The organism is Variovorax sp. CF079, assembly GCF_900101545.1.
In the GTDB taxonomy this organism is placed as follows: Bacteria; Pseudomonadota; Gammaproteobacteria; order Burkholderiales; family Burkholderiaceae_C; genus Variovorax.
Window position 1 is genome coordinate 42,597 of sequence record NZ_FMZU01000009.1, and the last position, 22,293, is coordinate 64,889.

20 protein-coding genes are annotated in these 22,293 nt (G+C 68.2%); 15 read left to right on the top strand and 5 right to left on the bottom strand.

From position 1 onward, the window contains the following. The first annotated feature begins 137 nt into the window (after positions 1-137). Positions 138-332, top strand: coding sequence for a heavy-metal-associated domain-containing protein (locus BLS74_RS13555; RefSeq protein ID WP_093106988.1), 195 nt, complete (start codon positions 138-140; stop codon positions 330-332). A gap of 115 nt (positions 333-447) precedes the next feature. Beyond that, on the top strand, positions 448-1,215 hold the full coding sequence (locus BLS74_RS13560; protein ID WP_093106990.1) for a TIGR04325 family methyltransferase: 768 nt from the start codon (positions 448-450) through the stop codon (positions 1,213-1,215). Between the two features lie 81 nt (positions 1,216-1,296). Here the strand turns inward: BLS74_RS13560 and BLS74_RS13565 are convergent, their stop codons facing one another. Continuing rightward, complete coding sequence (locus BLS74_RS13565) at positions 1,297-2,232, bottom strand: YcjF family protein (RefSeq protein ID WP_093106993.1); 936 nt, start codon at positions 2,230-2,232, stop codon at positions 1,297-1,299. A 77-nt stretch (positions 2,233-2,309) separates the two neighbouring features. On the opposite strand from BLS74_RS13565, the gene creB reads away from it, so the two are divergent. Together creB and creC are read left to right on the top strand one after the other, a co-directional pair. Beyond that, complete coding sequence (gene creB / locus BLS74_RS13570; RefSeq protein WP_093106996.1) at positions 2,310-3,062, top strand: two-component system response regulator CreB; 753 nt, start codon at positions 2,310-2,312, stop codon at positions 3,060-3,062. A gap of 91 nt (positions 3,063-3,153) precedes the next feature. After that, on the top strand, positions 3,154-4,590 hold the full coding sequence (gene creC / locus BLS74_RS13575; protein ID WP_093106998.1) for a two-component system sensor histidine kinase CreC: 1,437 nt from the start codon (positions 3,154-3,156) through the stop codon (positions 4,588-4,590). Positions 4,591-4,594: 4 nt separating this feature from the next. Here the strand turns inward: creC and BLS74_RS13580 are convergent, their stop codons facing one another. After that, a complete protein-coding gene (locus BLS74_RS13580) occupies positions 4,595-6,937 on the bottom strand; it encodes a penicillin-binding protein 1A (RefSeq protein WP_093107001.1) in 2,343 nt (780 codons plus the stop codon). Beyond that, positions 6,934-8,337, bottom strand: coding sequence for a cell envelope integrity protein CreD (gene creD, locus BLS74_RS34785; RefSeq protein WP_093107346.1), 1,404 nt, complete (start codon positions 8,335-8,337; stop codon positions 6,934-6,936). The genes BLS74_RS13580 and creD overlap by 4 nt, the downstream gene beginning before the upstream one ends. A 195-nt stretch (positions 8,338-8,532) precedes the next feature. On the opposite strand from creD, the gene BLS74_RS13590 reads away from it, so the two are divergent. From BLS74_RS13590 to BLS74_RS13605, 4 genes are read left to right on the top strand one after another with little or no spacing between them, the layout of a single operon-like run. Further along, positions 8,533-10,605 carry a VIT and vWA domain-containing protein gene (locus BLS74_RS13590; protein WP_093107348.1) on the top strand — a complete coding sequence of 691 codons (2,073 nt, stop codon included), beginning with the start codon at positions 8,533-8,535 and terminating at the stop codon, positions 10,603-10,605. Between the two features lie 10 nt (positions 10,606-10,615). After that, complete coding sequence (xrtQ, locus tag BLS74_RS13595; RefSeq protein ID WP_093107003.1) at positions 10,616-11,551, top strand: exosortase Q; 936 nt, start codon at positions 10,616-10,618, stop codon at positions 11,549-11,551. Further along, positions 11,529-12,104: a hypothetical protein gene (locus BLS74_RS13600; RefSeq protein WP_093107004.1), complete on the top strand. Its 576-nt coding sequence runs from the start codon at positions 11,529-11,531 to the stop codon at positions 12,102-12,104. Before xrtQ ends, BLS74_RS13600 begins: the two co-directional genes overlap by 23 nt. 10 nt (positions 12,105-12,114) lie before the next feature. Then, positions 12,115-13,386 (top strand): biosynthetic peptidoglycan transglycosylase, encoded by a 1,272-nt coding sequence (locus BLS74_RS13605; RefSeq protein ID WP_093107007.1) that lies wholly within the window; start codon positions 12,115-12,117, stop codon positions 13,384-13,386. Positions 13,387-13,404: 18 nt separating this feature from the next. On the opposite strand, the gene BLS74_RS13610 is transcribed toward BLS74_RS13605, so the two are convergent. Both BLS74_RS13610 and BLS74_RS13615 read right to left on the bottom strand, forming a co-directional pair. Then, positions 13,405-13,974, bottom strand: a complete 570-nt coding sequence (locus BLS74_RS13610; protein ID WP_244503865.1) for a mobile mystery protein B — start codon at positions 13,972-13,974, stop codon at positions 13,405-13,407. Next, positions 13,971-14,252 carry a helix-turn-helix domain-containing protein gene (locus BLS74_RS13615; protein WP_212733660.1) on the bottom strand — a complete coding sequence of 94 codons (282 nt, stop codon included), beginning with the start codon at positions 14,250-14,252 and terminating at the stop codon, positions 13,971-13,973. The genes BLS74_RS13610 and BLS74_RS13615 overlap by 4 nt, the downstream gene beginning before the upstream one ends. Before the next feature lie 163 nt (positions 14,253-14,415). Here BLS74_RS13615 and BLS74_RS13620 point away from each other — a divergent pair, with 163 nt between their 5' ends. From BLS74_RS13620 to BLS74_RS35655, 7 genes are all read left to right on the top strand, one after another. Further along, positions 14,416-15,525, top strand: coding sequence for an ABC transporter ATP-binding protein (locus tag BLS74_RS13620; protein ID WP_093107014.1), 1,110 nt, complete (start codon positions 14,416-14,418; stop codon positions 15,523-15,525). Positions 15,526-15,577: 52 nt separating this feature from the next. Beyond that, positions 15,578-16,852, top strand: a complete 1,275-nt coding sequence (locus tag BLS74_RS13625) for an ABC transporter substrate-binding protein (RefSeq protein ID WP_093107017.1) — start codon at positions 15,578-15,580, stop codon at positions 16,850-16,852. 106 nt (positions 16,853-16,958) lie between these two features. Further along, positions 16,959-17,861 (top strand): ABC transporter permease, encoded by a 903-nt coding sequence (locus BLS74_RS13630; protein ID WP_093107019.1) that lies wholly within the window; start codon positions 16,959-16,961, stop codon positions 17,859-17,861. Between the two features lies 1 nt (position 17,862). Continuing rightward, positions 17,863-18,753: an ABC transporter permease gene (locus tag BLS74_RS13635; RefSeq protein ID WP_093107022.1), complete on the top strand. Its 891-nt coding sequence runs from the start codon at positions 17,863-17,865 to the stop codon at positions 18,751-18,753. Then, entirely contained in the window at positions 18,753-19,499 is a 747-nt protein-coding gene (locus tag BLS74_RS13640) for an aspartate/glutamate racemase family protein (protein WP_093107024.1), read from the top strand. The genes BLS74_RS13635 and BLS74_RS13640 overlap by 1 nt, the downstream gene beginning before the upstream one ends. A 32-nt stretch (positions 19,500-19,531) precedes the next feature. Then, positions 19,532-20,431: a pirin family protein gene (locus BLS74_RS13645; protein ID WP_093107027.1), complete on the top strand. Its 900-nt coding sequence runs from the start codon at positions 19,532-19,534 to the stop codon at positions 20,429-20,431. A gap of 78 nt (positions 20,432-20,509) precedes the next feature. Continuing rightward, entirely contained in the window at positions 20,510-22,237 is a 1,728-nt protein-coding gene (locus tag BLS74_RS35655) for a Spy/CpxP family protein refolding chaperone (protein WP_139191681.1), read from the top strand. The last annotated feature ends 56 nt before the right edge of the window (positions 22,238-22,293 follow it).

Consider the following 22,293-nt stretch of genomic DNA (forward strand, 5'->3'; position numbering starts at 1 on the left):
AGGGAAAAGAGAGTTCGTTACCGGGGCTTACCGCGGGCCGCAGGCGAGGATACGGCAAGGGACGAGCGCCCCTGTACTGGACATTGACAACGTGAGAAGGTTGACACTTGCGCATCATCCCCATGAAAGGAGCAACGATGAGCCAGAAATTCCAGGTCTTGGGCATGAGCTGCGCCCATTGCGCGAGCGCCGTGCAGAACGCGGTGCAGACGGTGGACCCCGAGGCGCAGGTCACGGTCGATCTCGAAACCGGCCATGTCGACGTGTTGAGCCATCAGCCGCGGCAGGACATCATCGTGGCGATCGAGAACGCCGGCTACCAGGCGCAGTGAACCCCGGCCCGGCCCGGATGCCGACCGGCGACACCGAGAACGCACGAAACAGTTGAATACTTTTGTTTCAAAGTGCAAAATATGCGCTGCATCCACCGTGAGCAAAGAGGCTTCCATGTTGTCGAATCTGCTGCCCTCATCGGTCCGCGAAGCTGCCTACCGGCGCAAGTTCCTGGACAACCGCGAAGAGAACCTGTTCATGGGTTCCTTCGAGAGCTTCGCCGCTGCCGAAGCCGGCGCGCCGCCCTCCAAGGCCATCGGATACGACAACGCCCCGGCGGACGCCTTCTACAGTCACCAGGTCGCTTTCTACGACTACCCCGGCCTGTTCTGGCTCGGCCGCGCGCTCGACGACGGCATGCGCAGCATCTTCGACCTGGGCGGCCATGTCGGCATCAAGTACTACGCCTTCCGCCGCATGCTCAACTACCCTGCCGACCTGCGTTGGACCGTCTGCGACGTGCCTAACGTGGTGGCGAGCGGCCGGGAGCTCGCGGTGCAGCGCGAGGCCAGCGCGCAGCTCGGCTTCACCACCGATTGGCGCGACGCGAGCGGCTGCGACGTGCTCTACGCCTCGGGCAGCCTGCAGTACCTGCCGACGCGCATGTCCGAGATCATTGCCGCGCTGCCCGTGAAGCCACGGCGCATCGTGCTCAACACGACGGCGGTGCATCCCGAGCGCACGCTCTACACGCTCAACAGCATCGGCTTCGCCGTCTGTCCCTACCGGATCCAGCACCACGACGAGCTCCTCGCCGAGCTCGCCGAATCCGGCTACAAGCGACGCGACGCCTGGCGCAACGAGGGCAAGCCGATCGAGGTGCCCTTCGTCGACGGCGGCGACAAGCCCTACTACGCGGGCTGCTGCTTCGATTTGCACTAGGCCGGCGCCGGGCCGCCCCAAGGCGGCCTGCACCCCCTCGGGGGGCAGCGAGTACACGAAGTGACGGAGCGTGGGGGCCAGCTAGGCGCTGCGCACCATCGACAAGATCTTGCCGGCATCGAGCGTGCGCGCCTTCTCCTGCATCGCAGGCAGGTAGCGCGTCTGCAGGCCTTGCGCTTCCTGCGTGACGCTCGCATACGCTTCCTTCAGCATCTGCATCGACAGCGTGCGGCCGCCTGCGTAGTAGCGCTTGGCGACATGGCCCAGCGCATAGGTGGTCGCGAAGCTCATGCCCGAGCTCACCGCCTGCTTGCCGAGGCCGCGCAGCATTCCGCCGCCGACCTTGCCGAGCAGGCCGCCCAGCAGCTTGCGGCCGGCCTGTTCGAGGTACTGCGAAGTCAGGCCGACGCCCACCGTGGCGAGGAAGTCCTTCACATGGCCGCTGTCGAGCTCGTGGCCGTGCGCGCGGCCGATGCGATAGACCAGCTTCATCTGCAGCGGGATGATGGCCATGGTCGAGAGCGTCTCGGGCAGCAGCTCGAGCGCGCCGTTCAGGATCGCGGCGTTGAGGATCGCCTGGTCGAGCTCGGCGTTGTCGACCGTGGCGGACGGCGCAGCAGCGGCAACGGCCGTCGACAGCGGCACCGCCGCGATCTCCTCGGCCTCCTTCGCGAACTGCTTGGCCGCCGGCGCATCAAGCCCGAGCGAAGTGCGCACGTCGGCGAGGAACATGCGCTCGGCCTCCGACTGCGTGCCGTCGGCATCGCAGACGCAGACCGCCATCTCGTAGGCGAGCTGCTTCGATTCGGAACTCTTCAATTCAGCAGCCACCGCAGGCAGCGAAACGCGCTTCATCAGCACGTCCTGGTAGAGCATCGGCAGCTGCACGCCGTCGGCCTCAGAGAGTCCTTCGGCAATGCGCTTGATCTCGGCGCGTTCGCGCTCGTGCTTCTCGCCGTCGACAAAGGCTGCCAGCAGGCTGAGGGTGACGATGGCCCGGGTTTCGGATGGGGTCACGGTGCGGTTCTCCAGAATGCAAGACCCTGTTCGTTCGAGCTGCGGCGCAAAGGTTCCGGCCGGCTACCATCCGGCCCATGCCCTTCAACCCCCGGATCCTGATCGCCGAAGACGAGTCGGGCATCGCTGACACCCTGCAGTACGTGCTCAAGACCGACGGCTTCGTGCCCGTCTGGTGCGCCACGGCCGAGGAGGCCATCGCGCAGTTCGCGGCCGATCCGCCCGCGCTTGCGATCCTGGACGTGGGGCTGCCCGACATGAACGGCTTCGAGCTCTTCAAGCGCCTGCAGGCCTTGAACCGCGAAGCCGGCGGCGCCGAGGTGCCGATGCTCTTCCTCACGGCGCGCAGCGACGAGATCGACCGCGTGGTCGGCCTCGAGCTCGGCGCCGACGACTACATCGCCAAGCCCTTCTCGCCGCGCGAACTGGTGGCGCGCGTGCGCACGATCCTGCGGCGCAGCGGGCGCGGCAATGGCGCCTCGATGCCGGCAACGCCCGTTGCACCGGCGGCCACTCCACCCGCCACGCCCTTCGCGCTCGACGCCGAGCGCATGCAGATCCGCTACTACGGCCGCCTGCTCGAACTCTCGCGCTACGAGTACGGGCTGCTGCGCCTGCTGATCCAGCGCCCGGGCCGCGTGTTCACACGCGACGAGTTGCTGCGACTGGTCTGGGACGATGCCAGCGACAGCTTCGACCGCACGGTCGACGCGCACGTCAAGACCCTGCGCGCCAAGCTGCGCGCCATCGCGCCGGAGGTCGAGCCGATCCGCACCTTGCGCGGCACAGGCTATGCGCTCAACGAAGAGCTGCCGGCGAATCGGAGATGAGCATCAGGCCGGCGCCGGGCCGCCCCAAGGCGGCCTGCGGCCCCCTCGGGGGGCAGCGAGGACACGCGGTGCCGAGCGTGGGGGCCATCCCTTGAGTCGCAGAACCCGCATCTTCATCGGCATCTTGCTGATCTACACGGCGGGCATCGCCTTCCTGCTCTACCGCGTGGTGTCCGACATCGACCCGCGCTACCGCGAGTCGGCCGAGGAGTCGCTGGTCGAGACCTCGCAGCTGATGGCCAGCCTGATCGAGCAGGACGTGATCGCCGGTGCGATCAACATCGCGCGGCTGGAGCCGGTGTTCCGTTCGGCCTACGCGCGCCAGTTCTCGGCCCAGATCTACAACCTGCACAAGAGCCGCGTCGAGCTGCGCATCTACGTCACCGACCGCAGCGGCCGCGTGCTCTTCGATTCGCTCGGCCGCAGCGTCGGCGCCGACTTCTCGAAGTGGAGCGACGTGAGCCGCACCCTGGCCGGCGTCTACGGCGCGCGCACTTCGCGCGACATCGAAGGCGACCCGATGACCTCCGTGATGTACGCGGCTGCCCCGATACGCTGGAACAACGAGATCGTCGGCGTGGTCAGCGTCGGCAAGCCGGTGCAAAGCTTCGGCCAGTTCGTCGAGGACGCACGCGCCCGCACGCTGTGGGTCGGCGTCGGCTCGGCCTTCGCGCTCTTGCTGCTGGCGCTCATCATGTCGGTCTGGCTGGTGCGGCCCTTCGGCCTGATCTCCGACTACCTGCGCTGGCTGCGCAGCCAGCGCAGCTGGAGCCTCGCGCGCATGGTGCGCCGCGCGGTCGATACGCTGCGCAGCGGCTTCGGCGAGATGCGCGACGCGCTGACCGGCCGCAGCTATGTGGCCGACTACGTGCAGACCTTCACGCACGAGATCAAGAGCCCGCTGTCGGCGATTCGCGGCGCGGCCGAGCTGTTGCAGGAACCCTCGATGCCCCAGGCCGAGCGCGAGCGCTTCCTCGCCAACATCGCAAGCGAGACCGAGCGCATCCAGGAGATCGTCGACCGCATGATGGAGCTGACGGCGCTCGAAACCCAGCGCGCGCTGGAGCGCAGCGAGCCGGTCGCGCTGGCGCCGCTGCTGCGGCAAGTGGCGGCGAGCGCCCAGGGCGCAGCGGCGGCGCGTGAGATCCGCCTGCATGTCGCGATCGACACCGAGGTCCGCGTCGAGGGCGATCCCTTCCTCTTGCGCCGCGCGGTCAGCAACCTGCTCGACAACGCGATCGACTTCTCGCCGCCGGGCGCCGAGGTCGCGCTCGCGCTGCACGCCGGCGCGCGCGAGGCCCGCATCACCGTGCGCGACCACGGCCGCGGCATTCCCGACTACGCGAAAGACAAGGTGTTCGAGAAGTTCTATTCGCTTGCGCGCCCGCACAGCCAGAAGAAGAGCACCGGCCTCGGCCTGGCCTTCGTGAAAGAGATCGCGGCGCTGCACCGCGGCCGCATCGAGCTTGCGAACGCGCCGCGCGGTGGCGCGCTCGCGACGCTCACGCTGCCGCTGGCGTCGCACTAAGGCTCTATCTGAAAAACTCGAGGATCCGGTTGCGTTCCTCCGGCGGCGGCATCGCGCTGACCGGCACCGCGGCGAGCGCCTCGGCCGGCGGCGTCGGGCCGGTCTCGATGCCCAGGCTGGTGATGCCGCGGCCCGGCGCGTAGTCGTCGTAGTACCACTCGCCGTCCACCTTCACCACGCCGTCGGGCGCCGGCAGCTCGGCCACCGGCACGCCCTGCAGCGCCGCCTGCATGTAGCCGGTCCAAATCGGCAGGCTCAGGCTGCCACCGGTCTCGCCGCGAACGCCCAGCTGGCGCGGCGTGTCGTAGCCGATCCAGGCAATGCCGACGCGGCTCGGCTGGAAGCCGGCGAACCAGGTGTCGATCGAATCGTTGGTGGTGCCGGTCTTGCCGTAGAGGTCGCGGCGCTGGAGCGCCTGATAGGCCTTGAAGCCGGTGCCGTTCGTGACCACGCTTTGCAGCAGCGAACGCATGACGAAGGCGTTGCGCTGCGGGATGGCGCGTGCGCTTTCGTCGCGCGCCGGCGGCTCGGCCTCGACCAGCACCTGGCCCTTGGGGCCGGTGATGCGCGTCACGAGCCAGGGGCTGACGCGATGGCCCCCGTTCGCAAAGACACCGTACGCGGCCGCCATCTGCATCGGCGTGACCGAGCCTGCGCCGAGCGCCATCGGCAGGTAGGCTGGATGCTTGGCACGCTCGAATCCGAAGTTGCCGATCCAGTCCTGCGCGTAGCGCGGGCCGATCGATTCGAGCACCCGGATCGTGACCATGTTCTTCGATTGTTCGAGCGCATGGCGCAGCGACATCGGCCCTCCGAAAGTGCCGTCGTAGTTCTTCGGCTCCCACGGTTGGCTTCCGGTCGCGCCGGCGTCGAAGAACAGCGGCGCATCATTGACGATGGTGCCCGGCGTGAAGCCTTTCTCGAGCGCGGCCGAATAGATGAAGGGCTTGAAGCTCGAGCCCGGCTGGCGCCAGGCCTGCGTCACGTGGTTGAACTTGCTCTTGCCGAAATCGAAGCCGCCCACCAGCGCCTTGATCGCACCGTCGCGCGGGTCGAGCGCAACGAAGGCGCCTTCGACTTCCGGCATCTGGACGATCTCCCACGTGCCCTTGGGCGTCTTCGCGACGCGGATCACCGCGCCGCGCCGCACGCGCACGTTCGGGGCCGCGCGCTGCGACAGGCCGGCCTGCGCGAGGCGCAGGCCCTCGCCCGCGATCCGCAGCTCGTCGCCGTTGGCGCGCACCGCGCTGACCTCCTTCGCGTCGGCCTGCAGCACCACGGCGGAGAGAACGTCATCGTTGTCGGGATGCTCGGCCAGGGCCTCATCGACGGCATCGTCGAGCTCGGCGGGATCGGCGGGCAGGTCGACGAAGCGCTCGGGACCGCGATAGGGCTGGCGCCGTTCGTAGTCCATGATGCCGCGGCGCAATGCCTTGTACGCCGCCGCCTGGTCGGCCGCGACGAGCGAGGTCGTGACCTTGAGGCCGCGCGTGTAGATGCTGCTGCCGTACTGCGCGTACATCAACTGGCGCACCGTCTCCGCCACGTATTCCGCATGCAGGCGCTTCGGCTCGGAAGGGTCGCGCAGATGCAGCACCTCCTTCTTCGCCTCCACCGCCTGCGCGGCGGTGATCGCACCGACTTCCTGCATGCGGTCGAGCACGTACAACTGGCGGGCCCGCGCGCGACGCGGATTCTTCAGCGGGTTGTTGGCATCGGGCGCCTTCGGCACACCCGCCAGCATGGCGGCCTCCGCGAGCGTGATGTCCTTCAAGGGCTTGCCGAAATAAACCTCCGAAGCCGCGGCGAAGCCATAGGCGCGGTGGCCGAGGAAGATCTGGTTCAGGTAGATCTCGAGGATCTGGTCCTTGCTGAGCCGCTCTTCGAGCCGGAACGCGAGCAGCGCCTCGTAGATCTTGCGCGTCAGCGTGCGCTCCGAGCTCAGGTAGACGTTGCGTGCCACCTGCTGCGTGATGGTGGACGCGCCCTGGCGCGTGCCATGCCGCAGGTTCGCGAGCACCGCGCGCAGCAGGCCCTTGGCATCGACGCCACCATGCTCGTAGAAGCGCGCATCCTCGACCGCGACCACCGCGTCCTTCAGCGACCGGGGCATGTCGGCGATCGGGATGAGCTGGCGCCGCTCTTCGCCGAACTCGCCGATCAGCACGCCGTCGGAAGTGAAGACCCGAAGCGGCAGCTTGGGCCGGTAGTCGGAAAGCTCCGAGACATCCGGCAGCTTCGGATCGATCACCGCCACGGCGATGCCGGCAGCGCACAGCAGCGCGACCGCGCCGCCCGCCGCCACGGTCGCGCTCCAGAACAGAAGGCGTCGCAAGCCGGGCTTCATGACTGCGCTCCGGCAGCGGCGACAGTCTTGCCGCCTCCGGTCGACAAGGCATACCAGTCGACCTTGCGCGTCGCCAGCATCAGCACGGCGAGCATGCCGAAGATCAGCAAGGCGCCGAGCAGCAGCGCGTTGCTCTCCGACGCAAGCAGCCCGTAGAGCGCGCCGTAGAGCAGTGCCACATAGGCGCCGAAGGAGGCGCCACGCCGCCAGCCGCCCAGCACCGCGCTGAAGTACACCGCCAGCAGCAGCACGCTGGCACCCGCCGCGCCGGCGTAGGCCAGCCAGAACGCCACCTTTTCGGACAGCGCCAGGAGGAGCAGGAAGAACAGCGCGATCGAGAGACCGACGAGCCCGTACTGCACCGGATGCAGACGCAGCTTGCGGAACAGCTCGAACATGAAGGCCGCCATCAGCACCAGGCCGATGAACAGGAGGCCGTACTTCACCGCCCGCGTGGACATCGAATAGACGTTGAGCGGCTGCGCGAGCGAGACGTCGAAGCTCTGCAGCGCTGCAGGCGCATTGGCGCTCTTCATGCCGCCGCGCACTTCCTCGCGCGCCGAAGTCACGAGCGAGGAGACGCGCCAGCGCGCATCGAAGCCCTGATCCGTCACGGTGCGCTCCGAAGCCAGGAAGCGGCCCCCGAAGCTCGGATGCGCCCAGGGCGATGTCAGATGCGCCGTGGTCTCCTCGCCGATCGGCACCATCAACAGCTTCTCCTGACCGACCAGCCCGAGCTTGAGCTGGAAGGGCAGCGGCTGCTTCGCCTGCCATGCCGCCAGCGCGCTGCCTGCGAGCGGCGCATGAATGCCGCTCGCAAGCCAAGCCTCGTCGGCCAGGCCCGGCAGGCGCTGCTGGAAGCGCAGCGTCTCGGCGCCGACCTGCAGCGCGGGCGAACCGTCGAGCCCGCGCAGGTCGCTGACGTTGAAGGCCACGTACGGCGGCTTGAACTCGATCGTCGAACCCTTCTCGCTCGACGGCACCACGGCCGGATCGAAGGCCGCGAAGGCGCCGGCCAGCGACGCGTTCAGCGTGTAGAAGGGAATCCTGAAGATCCCGCGATAGCGCTCCTGGGGCGCCAGGCTGCCCTCGATGTGCAGCTTGTCCGGAAAGAGCAGGTGCGCCAGCTCCTTGCTGCGCCCTTCCTGGCCGACGATCCGCCCCTGCGCGTCGCGCAGCGGTTCCATCCAGCGCTCCACGTAGGGCACGACCAGCAAGGGCCCGATCACGGTTTGTGCGCCCGCATAGGTGGCGGCGAGCTCCTGCGCTGCCTCCTGCTGGCTGTGGCCGCGCTCGCGGTTGAGCGATTCGATCTGGCCGAGCGGGATGCACAACAGCAGGGTCAGGGCCAGGAGGCCGAAGACCTTGAGCAGCACGGAATTTCGAAGTGTCTGAAGCATGAGGGTTCTCTCCTCGTCGATGACGATGCGGCGATGCTCGCGCCGCGATCCGAAGCGCATATGAAGTGCGGCCTCCCGCGCACTTCACACGGACTTCACACGGCGCTTTTCGCTTCAAACAGGCTTCCAACTGTCTTCGAGTCCGCGCTCGACAGTGGCTGCCGTGCACCGTTGCACGACCACCGGATCACCACCATGGAAGCCACCACAACCCGTCCCGGCCGCTGGCTCTGGCTCGCGACACTGGGTCTCGCAAGCACTTGCTTCTTGCTGCTCGTCGCCCGGCCGCTGCATGCGCAGGAAGCGACCGGCCCGCGCCTGAAGACCGAGAGCCCCTACTTCTCCGTGAAGAGCGACGACCCTTCGATCGACCGCCTGCCGCTCAAGAGCACCGAGGTCGACGTCAAGATCTCGGGCGTGATCGCCGACGTCCGCGTCACGCAGACCTACCGCAACGAGGGTTCGCGCGCGATCGAGGCGAAGTACGTGTTCCCGGGTTCGACCAAGGCCGCGGTCGGCGGCCTCAACGTGCGGCTCGCCGACCGTCTGATCACCGCGCAGATCCGCGAGAAGCAGCAGGCGCGCATCGACTACGACAACGCGAAGAAGGAAGGCAAGACCGCCGCGCTGCTGGAGCAGCACCTGCCCAACGTGTTCCAGATGAACGTCGCGAACATCCTGCCGGGCGACGACGTCAAGGTGGAGCTGCGCTACACCGAACTGCTTGTGCCGCAGGCGGGCAACTACCAGTTCGTGTTTCCGACGGTGGTGGGGCCGCGCTACAACAGCCCGCAGTCGCAGAACAGGGATGCGAAGTGGGTGGCGCAGCCGACGCTGCGCGAAGGCGTGGCGCCGAACACCGCGTTCAAACTGAAGGTCGCGCTCGACACGCCGCTCGGCATCAAGGAAATCCGCTCGGCCACGCACGCGATCGACATCCGCAAGAACAACGACGACCAGCACGCCGACGTCGCACTTGCGCAGAGCGGCGAGCCCGCCAACAACCGCGACTTCGTGCTCGACTACCGGCTCGCCGGCGAGAAGATCGAGTCGGGCCTCATGCTCTACAAGGGCCAAGGCGAGAACGCGGAGAACTTCTTCCTCGCGATGGTCGAGCCGCCCAAGTCGGTCGCGGCCAATGCGATCTCGCCGCGCGACTACATCTTCGTGGTCGACATCTCGGGCTCGATGCACGGCTTCCCGCTCGACACGGCCAAGGTCGTCCTCGAAAGACTGATCGGCGGGCTGCGTCCCAGCGACACCTTCAACGTGCTGCTGTTCTCGGGCAGCAACAGGATGCTCTCGCCGCAATCGGTGCCCGCGACGCGTGCCAACATCGAGCAGGCGTTGTCCACCATCAAGAACTACAACGGCAGCGGCAGCACCGAGCTGATCCCGGCGCTAAAGCGCGTCTATGCCGAGCCCAAGGCCGAGAACGTGTCGCGCACCGTGGTGATCGTGACCGACGGCTACGTGACGGTCGAGCGCGAAGCCTTCGAACTGGTGCGCAAGAACCTCGGCCGTGCCAACGTCTTCGCCTTCGGCATCGGCAGCTCGGTCAACCGCCACTTGATGGAAGGCCTGGCCCGCGCCGGCATGGGCGAGCCCTTCATCATCACCGACCCGATCCAGGCACCGGAGCAGGCGGCGCGCTTCCGCCGCATGGTCGAGTCGCCGGTGCTCACCAATGTGAAAGCCACCTTCGGCGGCCTCGACGTGTACGACGTGGAGCCGCAGGCGCTGCCCGACGTGCTCGGCGAACGCCCGGTGATCGTGTTCGGCAAGTGGCGCGGCGAAGCCAAGGGCCGCGTCATCATCGAAGGCCTGAGCGCCGACGGCCCTTACCGTCAGGAAGTGCGCATCGACGACGCGACGCGCCAGGATGCCGCCGCGCTGCGCAGCCTCTGGGCCCGCCACCGCATCGCGAGCCTGAGCGACCAGGAAGCGCTGGAAGGCGGCGACGCCTTCAAGCAGCGCATCACCGATCTCGGCCTGCGCTACGGCCTGCTCACGCAGTACACCAGCTTCATCGCGGTCGACAAGGTGGTGCGCAACATGGCGCCGCAAGACGCCACGAGCGTCGACCAGCCGCAGCCGTTGCCCAAGGGCGTGAGCGAACTGGCGCTGGGCCAGGGCCAGAGCCTGGGCGCCGCAGTGCCGAGCACGCCCGAACCCGAAACCCTGGGCGCGATCGCGGTCGTGCTCTCCATGCTGGCCATGCTGCGCCGCCGCGCACGCCGCCACGACGCACGCCGGTACACAGCTTGAGGACCGCGCGATGACCCTCGCTCAGCTCGCCCAAACGCATCCCCGCGTCTTCGACTGGGGCATCCAACTCGACCGCGCACCGGCCGCCGCCTGGCTGGCGCTGCAGGCCGCCGCGCTGACGCCGACCTGGCTCTGGATGGCCCGGCGCCTGCGCGACGGCTCCGACGATCCGCTGGGCCTGCTCTCGCTCGCGGCGCTGGCCGTGCTGGCCTGGAGGCTTCGGCATTCGCTGCGCGCCGCGCCCCGGCTCGGCTGGCTCGCGCTGGCCAGCGCCGGCACGCTGGCCGCGACCTTGCTGCGCACCGGGCCCGGCGTGATGCCGGCGCTGCCGCCGCTCGCCGCCGGCCTGATCGCCGTGCTGGCGCTGGCCGCAGGCCTGCTGGCCTTCTTGCCCAAGCGCGTCGCAGCCCTGCCGGTCGTCGGCCTGGCGGTGCTCGCACTGCCGCTGCTCTCATCGCTGCAGTTCTATGCCGGCTACCCGCTGCGCGTGATCACGGCCGAAGCCAGCCGCTGGCTGCTGGCGCCGGGTTTCAGCATGGCGCGCGAGGGCACCAGCCTTCTCGTCGACGGCCGGCTGGTGATCGTCGACGCACCCTGCTCCGGCGTGCAGATGGTCTGGCTCGGCTACTTCACGGCCTGCGCGGTGGCCCTCTGGGCGCGCCGCGGCGACTGCGGCTTCCTGGCCCGGCTGCCGGCCGTGGGGCTGTTGGTGATGGGCGGCAACATCCTGCGCAACAGCGTGCTGGTCGGCTTCGAAGGTGCGGGGCTCGCGCTCGCGCCCTGGCTGCACGAGGCGCTCGGCCTGTCCGTGCTCGCGCTGGTGTGCGGCGGCATCGCGTGGGTGATGGCACCGGCGCGCCGGCCGCAGGAGCGCTTCGTCCCCGCCGCCATCCCCGGTCTGATCACTTCCGCAGGAGGTCGCCGTGTCGACACCGCTCTTTCTTGAACGCTGCTTCGCCAACCGTTTCGTCAACCGCATCGCGCACAAGGCGGTCTTCGCCTTCGTCATGGGCCTGTGCCTCCTCTGGTCGGCCGCCTTCGCGCTGCGTCCGCAGGCCGCGCCGGCCATGGCCGCGGCCTTTCACGAGTGGCCCAGCCAATGGGACGGCGCCGCACTGCGCCCGCTGGCCCTGAGCGAGGTCGAGCAGCGCTTTGCCGAGCGCTTTCCCGGCGCCATCGCACGCCTGACCGACGGCCGACAGACGCTGGTGCTGCGCGAGGTCAACACGCCCACCCGCATGCTGCACCCGGCCGCCGACTGCTACCGCGCGCTCGGCTATCGCATCGAGCAGACGCTCCTTTCGCGCGATGCCCAGGCCCGACTGTGGCGTTGTTTCGTCACCGAGGGCCCCGGCGCGCAAAAGTTGCGCGTTTGCGAGCGCATCGTGGACGCCGAAGGCACGGCTTTCACCGACACTTCAGCCTGGTACTGGGCCGCAGTAAGCGGCCGATCCCACGGACCCTGGCAGGCTGTGACCCTGGCAAGACCGATCGAGTGAGAGACATTTCTTGAAGAAAGCGCTGCTCTACCTGTTTTTTGCGTTTCTGGCGCTGGTGCTGACGGCCGCGGTGGCCATCTACCTGGTCGTGAAACTGGCGCTGGCGCCCGGCCCCGACGAGTGGCCGACCCGCGTCAAGACGGGCCCCTTCAGCCTCAACGTCGGCGTTCCCACGGCGATCCGCCTCGCCACCTCCTCGTGGTTCGCGCCCTGGCTCGACGGCCGTTCGCTCGACACGCGCCATGGCGTCATCCGCTTCGGCTGGAACGAGCCCACCACCACGCTCGAACTGCGCTGCGAGCCCTGCAGCGCCTCGGTGCCGGCGCTCGGCAGCGCGCCGATCCGGCTCGACAGCCTGCGCATCACGGCGCGGCGCGATGCCGGTTCGCTCAACGGCATGCTCGAAGCGGCGCCGGCCGCGACCACGGTGTCCACCGTCGCAGGCGACAACGTGCTGCGCGCTCGCTGGGACGGCCGGCTCACGCAGAAGACCCTGCAGCTCCACATCGATGCGCCCGAGGCGCCGATCGCGCGCTGGTACACGGTGCTGGCGCCCGGCCTGCCCGAGCTGCAGCGCGCCCGCATCGGCGGCACGCTGGGCCTGCGCGCGCAGGTCGACCTGCCGGCCGGCAGCTTCTCGCTGCATCCGCGCATCGAGCAGTTCACGGTCGAGGGCCTGGGCACCGAGGCCATGCTCAACGCCCGCAGCAGCTGCGGCGCGCCCGCGCGGCTGGCCAACGACAGCTGGCTCGCGCGCGCCGTGATCGCGGCGGAGGACCAGCGCTTCTTCACCCACCCCGGCTACGACCTGGCCGAGCTCACCGCCTCGATCGAAGCCAACCAGAAGGCCGGCCAGGTGGAGCGCGGCGGCAGCACGCTCACGCAGCAGCTCGCGCGACTGGTCGCGACCGGCGGCGAGCGCAGCGCCGACCGCAAGCTGCGCGAGCTGCTCTATGCGGTCGAGATGGAGCAGACCCTGGGCAAGGCGCGCATCCTGCAGCTCTACCTCGACAACGCGCCCTGGGGCCCCAATCTCTGCGGCGCCGAGGCCGCCGCGCGCCGCTACTTCAAGCGCAGCGCGCGCAACCTCGAGCCGGCCCAGGCGGTCTGGCTGGCCGCGATGCTGAACAACCCGGGCCTGGCGGTCGAGAAGTGGCAGCGCGACGGCAGGATCGACGGCGAACGCGCCAAGTCGGTGGCCGAGGGCTTGCGCGGCATCACGCGGCTCCAGCGCGAGGCGCTGATCCGGAACGTGACCAACGCGCGCTTTGCACCACCCTGAAGCGACCCGCTGTAACGCTCAGCTTCGCGCGAACCGGAGCAAGGGCGCCACCTCGCCCGCATCGGCGGCCCGCAGCGCGTCGAGGTAACGGGTGCGCGGGTCGCCGCTTCCAACCAGCGAGTTGCTGCCCCAGGTGAAGCGCGGACGGGCAAGCCGCAGCACCAGCTCATCGGCCGTCAGGCGCGCGTGGCGTCCGTTGCCGTTGGGGAAGGCATGGATCGATACCAGCCGGTGGTGGAAGCTCACGGCCGTGCTTCGGTGTTCGACCTGGTAGCGCGTGTTGTCGAGCAGGTCGCGCAAGCGCATCGAAACCTGCGTCCAATCGACGCCGATGTTCTTGTTGCTCGAGCGCAGAGTGCCCGCCCACGCCCAAGTCAGGTCGAACATCTTGCGATGCAGATCGCGAACGAAGCCTTCGTCGAGCAGTTCGCGTATTCGCTGGCGTGCCGCCCAGCGCACACCCTGCAGGATGTTGGCTTCTTCCCATGCGTTGAGGTCGGCCTGGGTGGCGATGTGTGCGGGAATGAGGCCTCGTGCTTCGTCTGGACCCAGGGGTGTCGCCCCCTCCGCGTCCACGAACGCCGTCACCACAGCTCCCGCCGCGAACCCTGAAGCAGTTCCCTGGCCGGAAGGTCGCCTTGAACGTCGCTCATCGCTTCCCCTACTTTCTGGTCTTCCAGGGACATCGAGTGCGAGACCGGGTACATGCGCTCGCGCGCGACCTCGAGTGCACGGTCCTGCAGCTGCTGCGAAAGGGATGTCCGGGGGACCAGCGCGTACTTGAGCTCGCAGTCGAGTGCCTGCGCGAGCTTGCGCACACCCGCAGGGGTCAGGCCAAGCCGGCGCGCGAGCGCAGCCCCGCTCATGCCCAAGGCTTCGCGAATCGCCTTCGCCCAGCCGGCGGGCGGCGAGGGAGGAAGAGCCGCTTCTCTCCACGAAATGGCCGCGATGACCGGCGCACCAAGTCGGCGCACGGGCGTTCTGCGAAGACCTGGGGCCGCTGGCACATGTCTTGCGAAGTCGGCATCAATGGATGCTGTCACCGCCCTCCCGCCCGCAGCCGTTGAAATCGTCGCGCTCTCCAAGCGCTATGCCTCCGGCGCACCGCCGGCGGTGGACCAGATCGATCTGCGCATCGCCAGCGGCAGCTACTGCTGCCTGCTCGGCCCCTCGGGCTGCGGCAAGAGCACCACGCTGCGCATGGTCGCTGGGCACGAGTCGGTGTCCGGCGGCGACATCCTGCTGGACAACCGCAACATCACCAACCTGCCCGCCGCGGCGCGCGGCACCGCGATGATGTTCCAGAGCTTCGCGCTGTTCCCGCACCTCTCGGCGCTCGACAACGTGGCCTTCAGCCTCAAGATGAAGGGCGTCTCCAAGACCGAGCGCCACAAGCGGGCGGCGAACCTGCTCGAGCGCGTCGCCATGGGGCACCTGGCCGAGCGCAAGCCGGGCGAGCTCTCGGGCGGCCAGCAGCAGCGCGTGGCGCTGGCGCGGGCGCTCATCACCGAGCCGCGCGTGCTGCTGCTCGACGAGCCGCTGTCGGCACTCGACCCTTTTCTTCGCATCCAGATGCGCGCCGAACTCCGGCGCTGGCAGAAGGAGCTGGGCCTTACCTTCATCCATGTCACGCACTCGCAGGAGGAGGCGATGGCGCTGGCCGACACCATGGTGGTGATGAACCACGGGCTGATCGAGCAGGTCGGCTCGCCGCACCAGGTCTACAACCATCCGGCCAGCGAATTCGTCGCGCGCTTCATGGGGGGCCACAACGTGCTGGACACCCCCGAGGGACTGATCGCGGTGCGCAACGACCACATGCAGATCGCGCCCGCCGGCGCCAACGGCGAAGCCGGCCTCGCAGCCCACGTGACGGACGTCGAATACCAGGGCACCTACGTGCTGATGGGCCTCAGGCTCACGGGCGTGGCGCCGGAGCGCAGCGGCGTCTCGGTGCTGTTGTCGGAGAAGGCCTTCGGCATGCATCCCTATGCGGTCGGCGACGGCGTGTGCCTTTCTTGGTCGCCGGCCGATGCGCGTCCCCTGGGCCCCGGCGCCGTCCGCCCCAAGGGCGAACCGCCCGCCGGGCCGGTGTCGCGGCCTGCGCCCCTGTCCGCACTCGCGGCGATGGCGGCCTGATCGCCGCCGCTCATTTGTCCAGATTCATCACCGCACCATCAGGAGCCAAACCATGTCCGAACCGATCGATTCATCCACCAACAAGGGCGTACAGCGCCGCACCCTGCTCCAGGGCACCGCGGGCATCCTGGCGGCCGGCGTGTTCCCCGCCATCCACGCGCAGGAGAAGATCGTGCTGCGCTACCTCGGCACCGCCGTCAACCAGGACAAGGCGATCGCCGAGAAGTTCAAGGCAGACACCGGCATCGAGATCCAGTACGTGGCCGTCACCACCGACGACGTCACCAAGCGCGCCGTCACTGCGCCCAACAGCTTCGACCTGATCGACACCGAGTACTTCTCGCTCAAGAAGATCGTGCCCACCGGCAACCTGAAGGGCATCGACACCAGGAAGATCAAGAACGCCGACAAGATCACCTCGCTCTTCACCAAGGGCGAAGTGGCCGGCAAGAAAGTGGGCGACCAGGGCACCGCGCCCAAGAAGGTGATCTTTCTCGAGGGCGAGAAGAGCAAGGTGTTCGCGAAGTCGCCGACCCAGTTCATGTCGCTGATCCCGACCGTCTACAACGCCGACACGCTGGGCATCCGCCCCGACCTGATCAAGCGCCCGATCGAATCCTGGGCCGAGCTGCTGAACCCCGAGTTCAAGGGCAAGGCCGCGATCCTGAACATCCCCTCCATCGGCATCATGGACGCGGCAATGGTTGTGGAGTCCAAGGGCATCCACAAATACGCCGACAAGGGCAACATGACCAAGGCGGAGATCGACCTGACGATCAAGACCTTGATCGAAGCCAAGAAGGCCGGGCAGTTCCGGGCACTGTGGAAGGACTTCAACGAGTCGGTCAACCTGATGGCCTCGGGCGAGGTCGTGATCCAGTCGATGTGGTCGCCCGCCGTGACGGCCGTGCGCACCAAGGGCATCGCCTGCAACTTCCAGCCGCTCAAGGAGGGCTACCGCGCCTGGGCCGCCGGCTTCGGCCTGCCGGCCACGCTCTCGGGCAAGAAGCTCGATGGCGCCTACGAGTTCATCAACTGGTTCCTCGACGGCTGGGCCGGCGCGTATCTCAACCGCCAGGGCTACTACAGCGCCGTGCTCGAGACCGCCAAGGCCAAGATGGAGTCCTACGAGTGGGCCTACTGGATGGAAGGCAAGCCCGCCACGCAGGACATCAAGAGCCCCAACGGCGACCTGCTGGCCAAGACCGGCTCGGTGCGCGACGGCGGCAGCTACGAGCAGCGCATGGGCGGCATCGCGTGCTGGAACGCAGTGATGGACGAGAACGAGTACATGGTGAGGAAATGGAACGAGTTCGTTGCAGCGTGAGGGGTTTGACTCCCTCTCCCTCTGGGAGAGGGCGGGGGTGAGGGCCAGCAGCGCCCATCACCTGCCCTCACCCTAGCCCTCTCCCAGAGGGAGAGGGAACAAAACCATGAACCCATCGGCAACTGCAACGAGCATTCAGGCCATCAAGCCTTGGTGGCAGGCTGCGCCCTTCGCGCTGGTCTTCCTGCTCTTCTTCCTGATCCCGCTGGCGCTGATCGCGATGGTCAGCCTCTGGAACTTCAACGAGTACGAGCTGATTCCTGCAATCACGCTGCGCAACTACGCGAGCATCTTCGAAGGCTGCTCGCACCTCACGGACAACGGCGACTTCTGCGTCACGCTCTCCACCTACCTGAGCACGCTCAAGTTCTGTCTCCTGGTCTGGGGCATCACGCTTGTCATCGGCTTCGCGGTCGCCTACTTCCTGGCCTTCCACGTGCGCTCGCCGGGCATGCAGACCCTGCTCTTCGTGCTGTGCACCGTGCCCTTCTGGACCTCGAACGTGATCCGCATGATCTCGTGGGTGCCGCTGCTCGGGCGCAACGGGCTCGTCAACCAGGGCCTGGTGGGGCTGGGCCTGGTCGACGCGCCCGTCGAGTGGCTGCTGTTCTCGAACTTCTCGGTGGTGCTGGCCTTCGTGCATCTCTACACGATGTTCATGATCGTGCCGATCTTCAACTCGATGATGCGCATCGACCGCTCGCTGCTCGAGGCCGCGAGCGACGCCGGCGCCTCCGGCTGGCAGACGCTTTGGAACGTGATCGTGCCGCTCTCGCGAACCGGCATCCTGATCGGCTCGATCTTCGTCATCACCATCGTGATGGGCGACTTCGTGACCATCGGCGTGATGGGCGGCCAGCAGATCGCCTCCGTCGGCAAGATCATCCAGGTGCAGACCTCCTACCTGCAGTTCCCGCTCGCGGCGGCCAACGCGATGATCCTGTTGGCGGTGGTGCTGATGATCATCTGGGGCCTGACGCGCCTGGTCGATATCCGCAAGGAGCTCTGACGTGAGCGCAAGGATCGGCGAGCAGCGCAGCGCAGGCTTCTGGCCGCTGGCCATCGTCTTCGCACTCTTCGTGCTCTTTCTCTACGGCCCGATGATCACGATCTTCGTGCTGAGCTTCCAGGGCCCCGAAGGCGGCCTGACCTTTCCGCTGCGCGGCGTCTCGCTGCACTGGTTTTACAAGCTCGCCGAAGGCCTGGGCACGGTCGACATCGGCGCGGCTTTCCGGCGCTCGCTGATGCTGGGCGCGGTGGTGATGCTGTTCACCGTCGTGCTCTCGGTGCTCGCGGGCCTCGCCTTCCGCAAGAAGCTCGCGGGCGGCAACGCGCTGTTCTTCGTCACGGTCGCGAGCCTGATCATGCCGTCGATCATCGTGTCGCTGGGCATCGGGCTGCAGTTCCGGCTGCTCGACAGCGGCATCAAGGGCGCGCTCGGGGCGGCGGGCGCCGACGGCATGCTCGAGAACTACGGTACCGCGCTGGGCCTGCTCAGCTCGGCGCTCGGCGCCCACCTGACCTGGACGCTGCCCTTCGGCCTGCTGATCATGTTCGCGGTCTTCAATCGCTTCAACCCGGCTTTCGAGGAAGCCGCGCGCGACCTCGGCGCCACCCCCTGGCAGAGCTTCTGCCACGTGGTGCTGCCGCTGATCGGGCCGTCCGTGGTCGGCATCGGCATGTTCGGCTTCACGCTTTCGTGGGACGAGATCGCGCGCACCTCGCAGGCCATTGGCGACGTCAACACGCTGCCGCTCGAACTCCAGGGCCTGACCTCGACCGTCACCACGCCATCGATCTACGCGCTCGGCACGGTCACCACCGTGGTCTCCTTCATGGTGATGGCGCTTGCGCTCGGTTCCGCCGCCTGGCTGCGCCGGCGCGCTACACGGCGGCGCTAATGCCCCGCCTGCTCGTCATCAATCCCAACACCTCGGCGACGGTGAGCGCGCTGCTGCAGCGCCACGTGCAGAACGAAGTGAGCCCGGCCTTGAAGGTGCACACCGTCACCGCCCGCTTCGGCGCGCCCTACATCGCCAGCGAGGCCAGCTACGCGGTGGCACAGCACGCGGTGCTCGATGCCTGGGCCGCAGCGCTGGCGCGCGGCGAGCGGCCCGACGCGGTGCTGATCGGCTGCTTCGGCGATCCGGGCCTGTTCGCCCTGCGCGAAGCCTGCAGCGTCCCGGTTGGCAGCCTCGCGGAAGCGGCCTTCGCGGCCGCGGCCCGGCACGGGCGCTTCGCCGTCGTGACGGGCGGCGAGCGCTGGCGGCCGATGCTCGAGCGCCTGGCCCTGGCGCTCGGTCACGCGCCCTCGCTCGCCGGCATCCACACGGTGGCTGCGAGCGGCGCCGAGCTCGCCGCCGACCCGGCAGGCGCCCACGCGCTGCTCGCCGAAGCCTGCCGCGAGGCGGCAGCGCGTTTCGACGCGCAGGCCGTGATCCTGGGCGGTGCCGGGCTGGCCGGCATGGCCGCCGCCATCGCGCCCGAGCTTGCAGTGCCTTTGATCGACAGCGTGAGCGCAGGCGCGCGCTGGGCGATCGAGGCCGGGCGCGCAGCAGCTGGGCCGCGGGCGGCCGGCCCCGAGGTGGCTTGGCAAGGCGTGTCCTGGGAGCTCGAGGCGCTGAACGGGCGGCAGCCCCACCCCTGACGCGGTCTCCGCTCCGTGCCAACATGGGTTGCATGAGCACCTCCAAGACCACCACCCATGCCGTCGAACCTGCCGCGCTGGCCAGCCCGCGCGGCATCGACCAGATCGTCGCCGGCGTCTCCACCAGCGATGGCGACGGCGTCAAGCTCACGCGCGTGCTGAACCAGACGCTGCAGCAGCGGCTCGATCCCTACCTGATGCTCGACGCCTTCGGCAGCGACAACCCGGGCGACTACATCGGCGGCTTTCCGAGCCACCCGCACCGCGGCTTCGAAACAGTGACTTACATGATCGCGGGCCGCATGCGACACCGCGACAGCGAGGGCCATGAAGGCCTGCTGGAAAACGGCGGCGTGCAGTGGATGACGGCCGGCCGCGGCCTGGTGCACAGCGAGCTGCCCGAACAGGAAGAAGGGCTGATGGAAGGCTTCCAGCTCTGGCTCAACCTGCCGTCCAAGGACAAGATGCGCAAGCCCTGGTACCGCGACATTCAGAGCGACGAGATTCCCGCGTTCACCACACCCGCGGGCGTGCACGTGCGCGTGATCGCGGGCGAAAGCCATGGCATCCAGGGCGCGGTGCAGCGCGAGCACACCGAGCCGCTCTACCTCGATCTCACGCTGCCGCCCGGCACCGAGTTCGCCCAGCCGCTGGCGCCTGACCGCAATGCGTTGCTCCACGTGTTTCGCGAATCGCTCTTTATCGGGAGCAGCGAGATCCCTACCAAGCGCATGGCGATCCTCGCCAACGACCCCGAAAGCGACGGCGTGCTGCTGCGTGCGCCCGCCTCCAACCACAGCCCGGCGCGCGCGCTGCTGATCGCGGGCAAGCCCTTGCACGAGCCGATCGCGCAGTACGGCCCCTTCGTCATGAACACGCGCGAACAGGTGATGCAGGCCGTGCACGATTTCCAGAACGGCAAGCTGAGCTGAACTGTAGTCGCGCGCCTACGGTATTTCGGCCGTGGCGGCGCGGGACCGATGCGCGGCGCGCTGCCTACATTCGGCCGCATGACCGAAGTCCGCAAGGACCAGGCGCCGCCCATGCTCGAACGCGCCGAATTCCACGAACGCTTCATGCAGTCGTACCGGGACCCGGCCTTCCAGGCCGAGGCCGAAGCGCTCGGCCGCATCGAAGTCATCGCCTGGGAGGCCTACCAGCAAGGCCGCAAGGCGCCAGTGACGCGCAAGGCCGGGCTCGGCTATGCGGACCCCGACTACGAGCTCTCGGTCGACTGGCTCGAGGCCAAGGCGCGCATCGAGCGCGCACAGGCTGCATGGGGCAGGCCGGAGACGAAGTCGCGTGTGTTGCTCGTCAATGGCTCGCCGCGCAACGACGGCACCTGCCCCGGCGAGATCTCGAAGACGCATCGCCTGCTGCAGCTCGCCAAGCCGGTGCTCGAGGGCGAGCAGATCGAATGCGATGTGCTCGACCTGAGCCTGCTCGCTTCCGAGTACGGGCGCCAGATCCATCCCTGCAAAGGCTGCGTCTCGACCGCCATGCCGCTGTGCCACTGGCCCTGCAGCTGCTACCCCAATCATTCGCTGCGGCAGACCGGCGACTGGATGAACGAGATCTACGAACGCTGGATGGCCGCGCACGGCGTGATCCTCTTCACGCCGACGCACTGGTACCAGGCGAGCAGCCCGCTCAAGCTCATGGCCGATCGCCTGGTCTGCGCCGACGGCGGCAATCCCGACCCCACCTCCACCCACGGCAAGAAGCCGGACGAGGCCAAGGCGATCGAACTCAAGGGCTGGGACTATCCCAAGCACCTGGCGGGTCGCACCTACGGCCTCGTGGTGCACGGCGACGTCGCCGGCGTCGAGAGCCTGCGCCGCAATCTCAGCGACTGGCTCGACTGGATGGGCCTCGTCGATGCCGGGGCCCAGGCGCGGCTGGACCGCTACATCGGCTACTACACGCCCTATGCGACCAGCCACGACGCGCTCGACGAGGACACCTGCGTGCAGGAAGAAGTGCGCAACGTCGCGCGGGCCGGCTCGATCCGCCCGATGCCGGCCTCGAGCGCGCGCGGCCGAAATAGTGCGCCGCTGGCATCGGTACGCGCCGAAATCTTTCTTTACGCAGGCACAACGCTGAGCTCACTGCCGGGATACAGAGCGCGTCGACACTCCCTATCACCTGCTGCCCATCGGCGGCGGGCTTCTTCGAAAGGAAGCACTCTCATGATTTCGTCTCGCCAAAGCCTTCTCCTGGCCGGCCTGCTTGCCTCGGCCACTTTCGCCTCCTCCGCCGCTTTCGCCCAGGCGCCCCTCGCGGCGCCGGCGCCGCCGGCTGCTGAGGCACAGGTGGGCGCCTCCAAGGCCCCGGCGCAAGCCAAGCGCATGGACCGGGCCCAGCGCTTCGAGCGCATGCAAGCCCATCGCGCCGAGCGCCTGGCCGCGCTGAAGCAGAAGCTCCAGCTCACCCCGGCGCAGGAAGGCGCCTGGAGCAGCTTCGCGACGGCGCAACAGCCGCCGGCCCGCAAGGCAGGACAAGCCCGTCCCGATCGCGCCGAGCTGGCCAAGATGACGACGCCGCAGCGCCTGGATCTGATGCAGACGCGCCACGCCGAACGCAGCGCGATGTTCGCCAAGCACATCGATGCCACGCGCAGCTTCTATGCGGCGCTTACGCCCGAGCAGCAAAAGACCTTCGATGCGGAAGGCATGCGCTTCGGCCATCGCGGACACGGCCATCACCACCATGGCCATGGCGAAGCCGCCAAGAGCTGAGCCCGACACCGGCCCATAAAAAAGCCCGCAGCGATGCGGGCTTTTTCCTGGGCGAC

Coding starts and splice junctions, on each gene's coding strand:
- BLS74_RS13555 (WP_093106988.1), top strand. CDS start 138: ATGAGCCAGAAATTCCAGGTCTTGGGCATGAGCTGCGCCCATTGCGCG.
- BLS74_RS13560 (WP_093106990.1), top strand. CDS start 448: ATGTTGTCGAATCTGCTGCCCTCATCGGTCCGCGAAGCTGCCTACCGG.
- creB (WP_093106996.1), top strand. CDS start 2,310: ATGCCCTTCAACCCCCGGATCCTGATCGCCGAAGACGAGTCGGGCATC.
- BLS74_RS13580 (WP_093107001.1), bottom strand. CDS start 6,937: ATGAAGCCCGGCTTGCGACGCCTTCTGTTCTGGAGCGCGACCGTGGCG.
- creD (WP_093107346.1), bottom strand. CDS start 8,337: ATGCTTCAGACACTTCGAAATTCCGTGCTGCTCAAGGTCTTCGGCCTC.
- BLS74_RS13590 (WP_093107348.1), top strand. CDS start 8,533: ATGGAAGCCACCACAACCCGTCCCGGCCGCTGGCTCTGGCTCGCGACA.
- xrtQ (WP_093107003.1), top strand. CDS start 10,616: ATGACCCTCGCTCAGCTCGCCCAAACGCATCCCCGCGTCTTCGACTGG.
- BLS74_RS13615 (WP_212733660.1), bottom strand. CDS start 14,252: ATGAGCGGGGCTGCGCTCGCGCGCCGGCTTGGCCTGACCCCTGCGGGT.
- BLS74_RS13620 (WP_093107014.1), top strand. CDS start 14,416: ATGGATGCTGTCACCGCCCTCCCGCCCGCAGCCGTTGAAATCGTCGCG.
- BLS74_RS13625 (WP_093107017.1), top strand. CDS start 15,578: ATGTCCGAACCGATCGATTCATCCACCAACAAGGGCGTACAGCGCCGC.
- BLS74_RS13630 (WP_093107019.1), top strand. CDS start 16,959: ATGAACCCATCGGCAACTGCAACGAGCATTCAGGCCATCAAGCCTTGG.
- BLS74_RS13640 (WP_093107024.1), top strand. CDS start 18,753: ATGCCCCGCCTGCTCGTCATCAATCCCAACACCTCGGCGACGGTGAGC.
- BLS74_RS13645 (WP_093107027.1), top strand. CDS start 19,532: ATGAGCACCTCCAAGACCACCACCCATGCCGTCGAACCTGCCGCGCTG.
- BLS74_RS35655 (WP_139191681.1), top strand. CDS start 20,510: ATGACCGAAGTCCGCAAGGACCAGGCGCCGCCCATGCTCGAACGCGCC.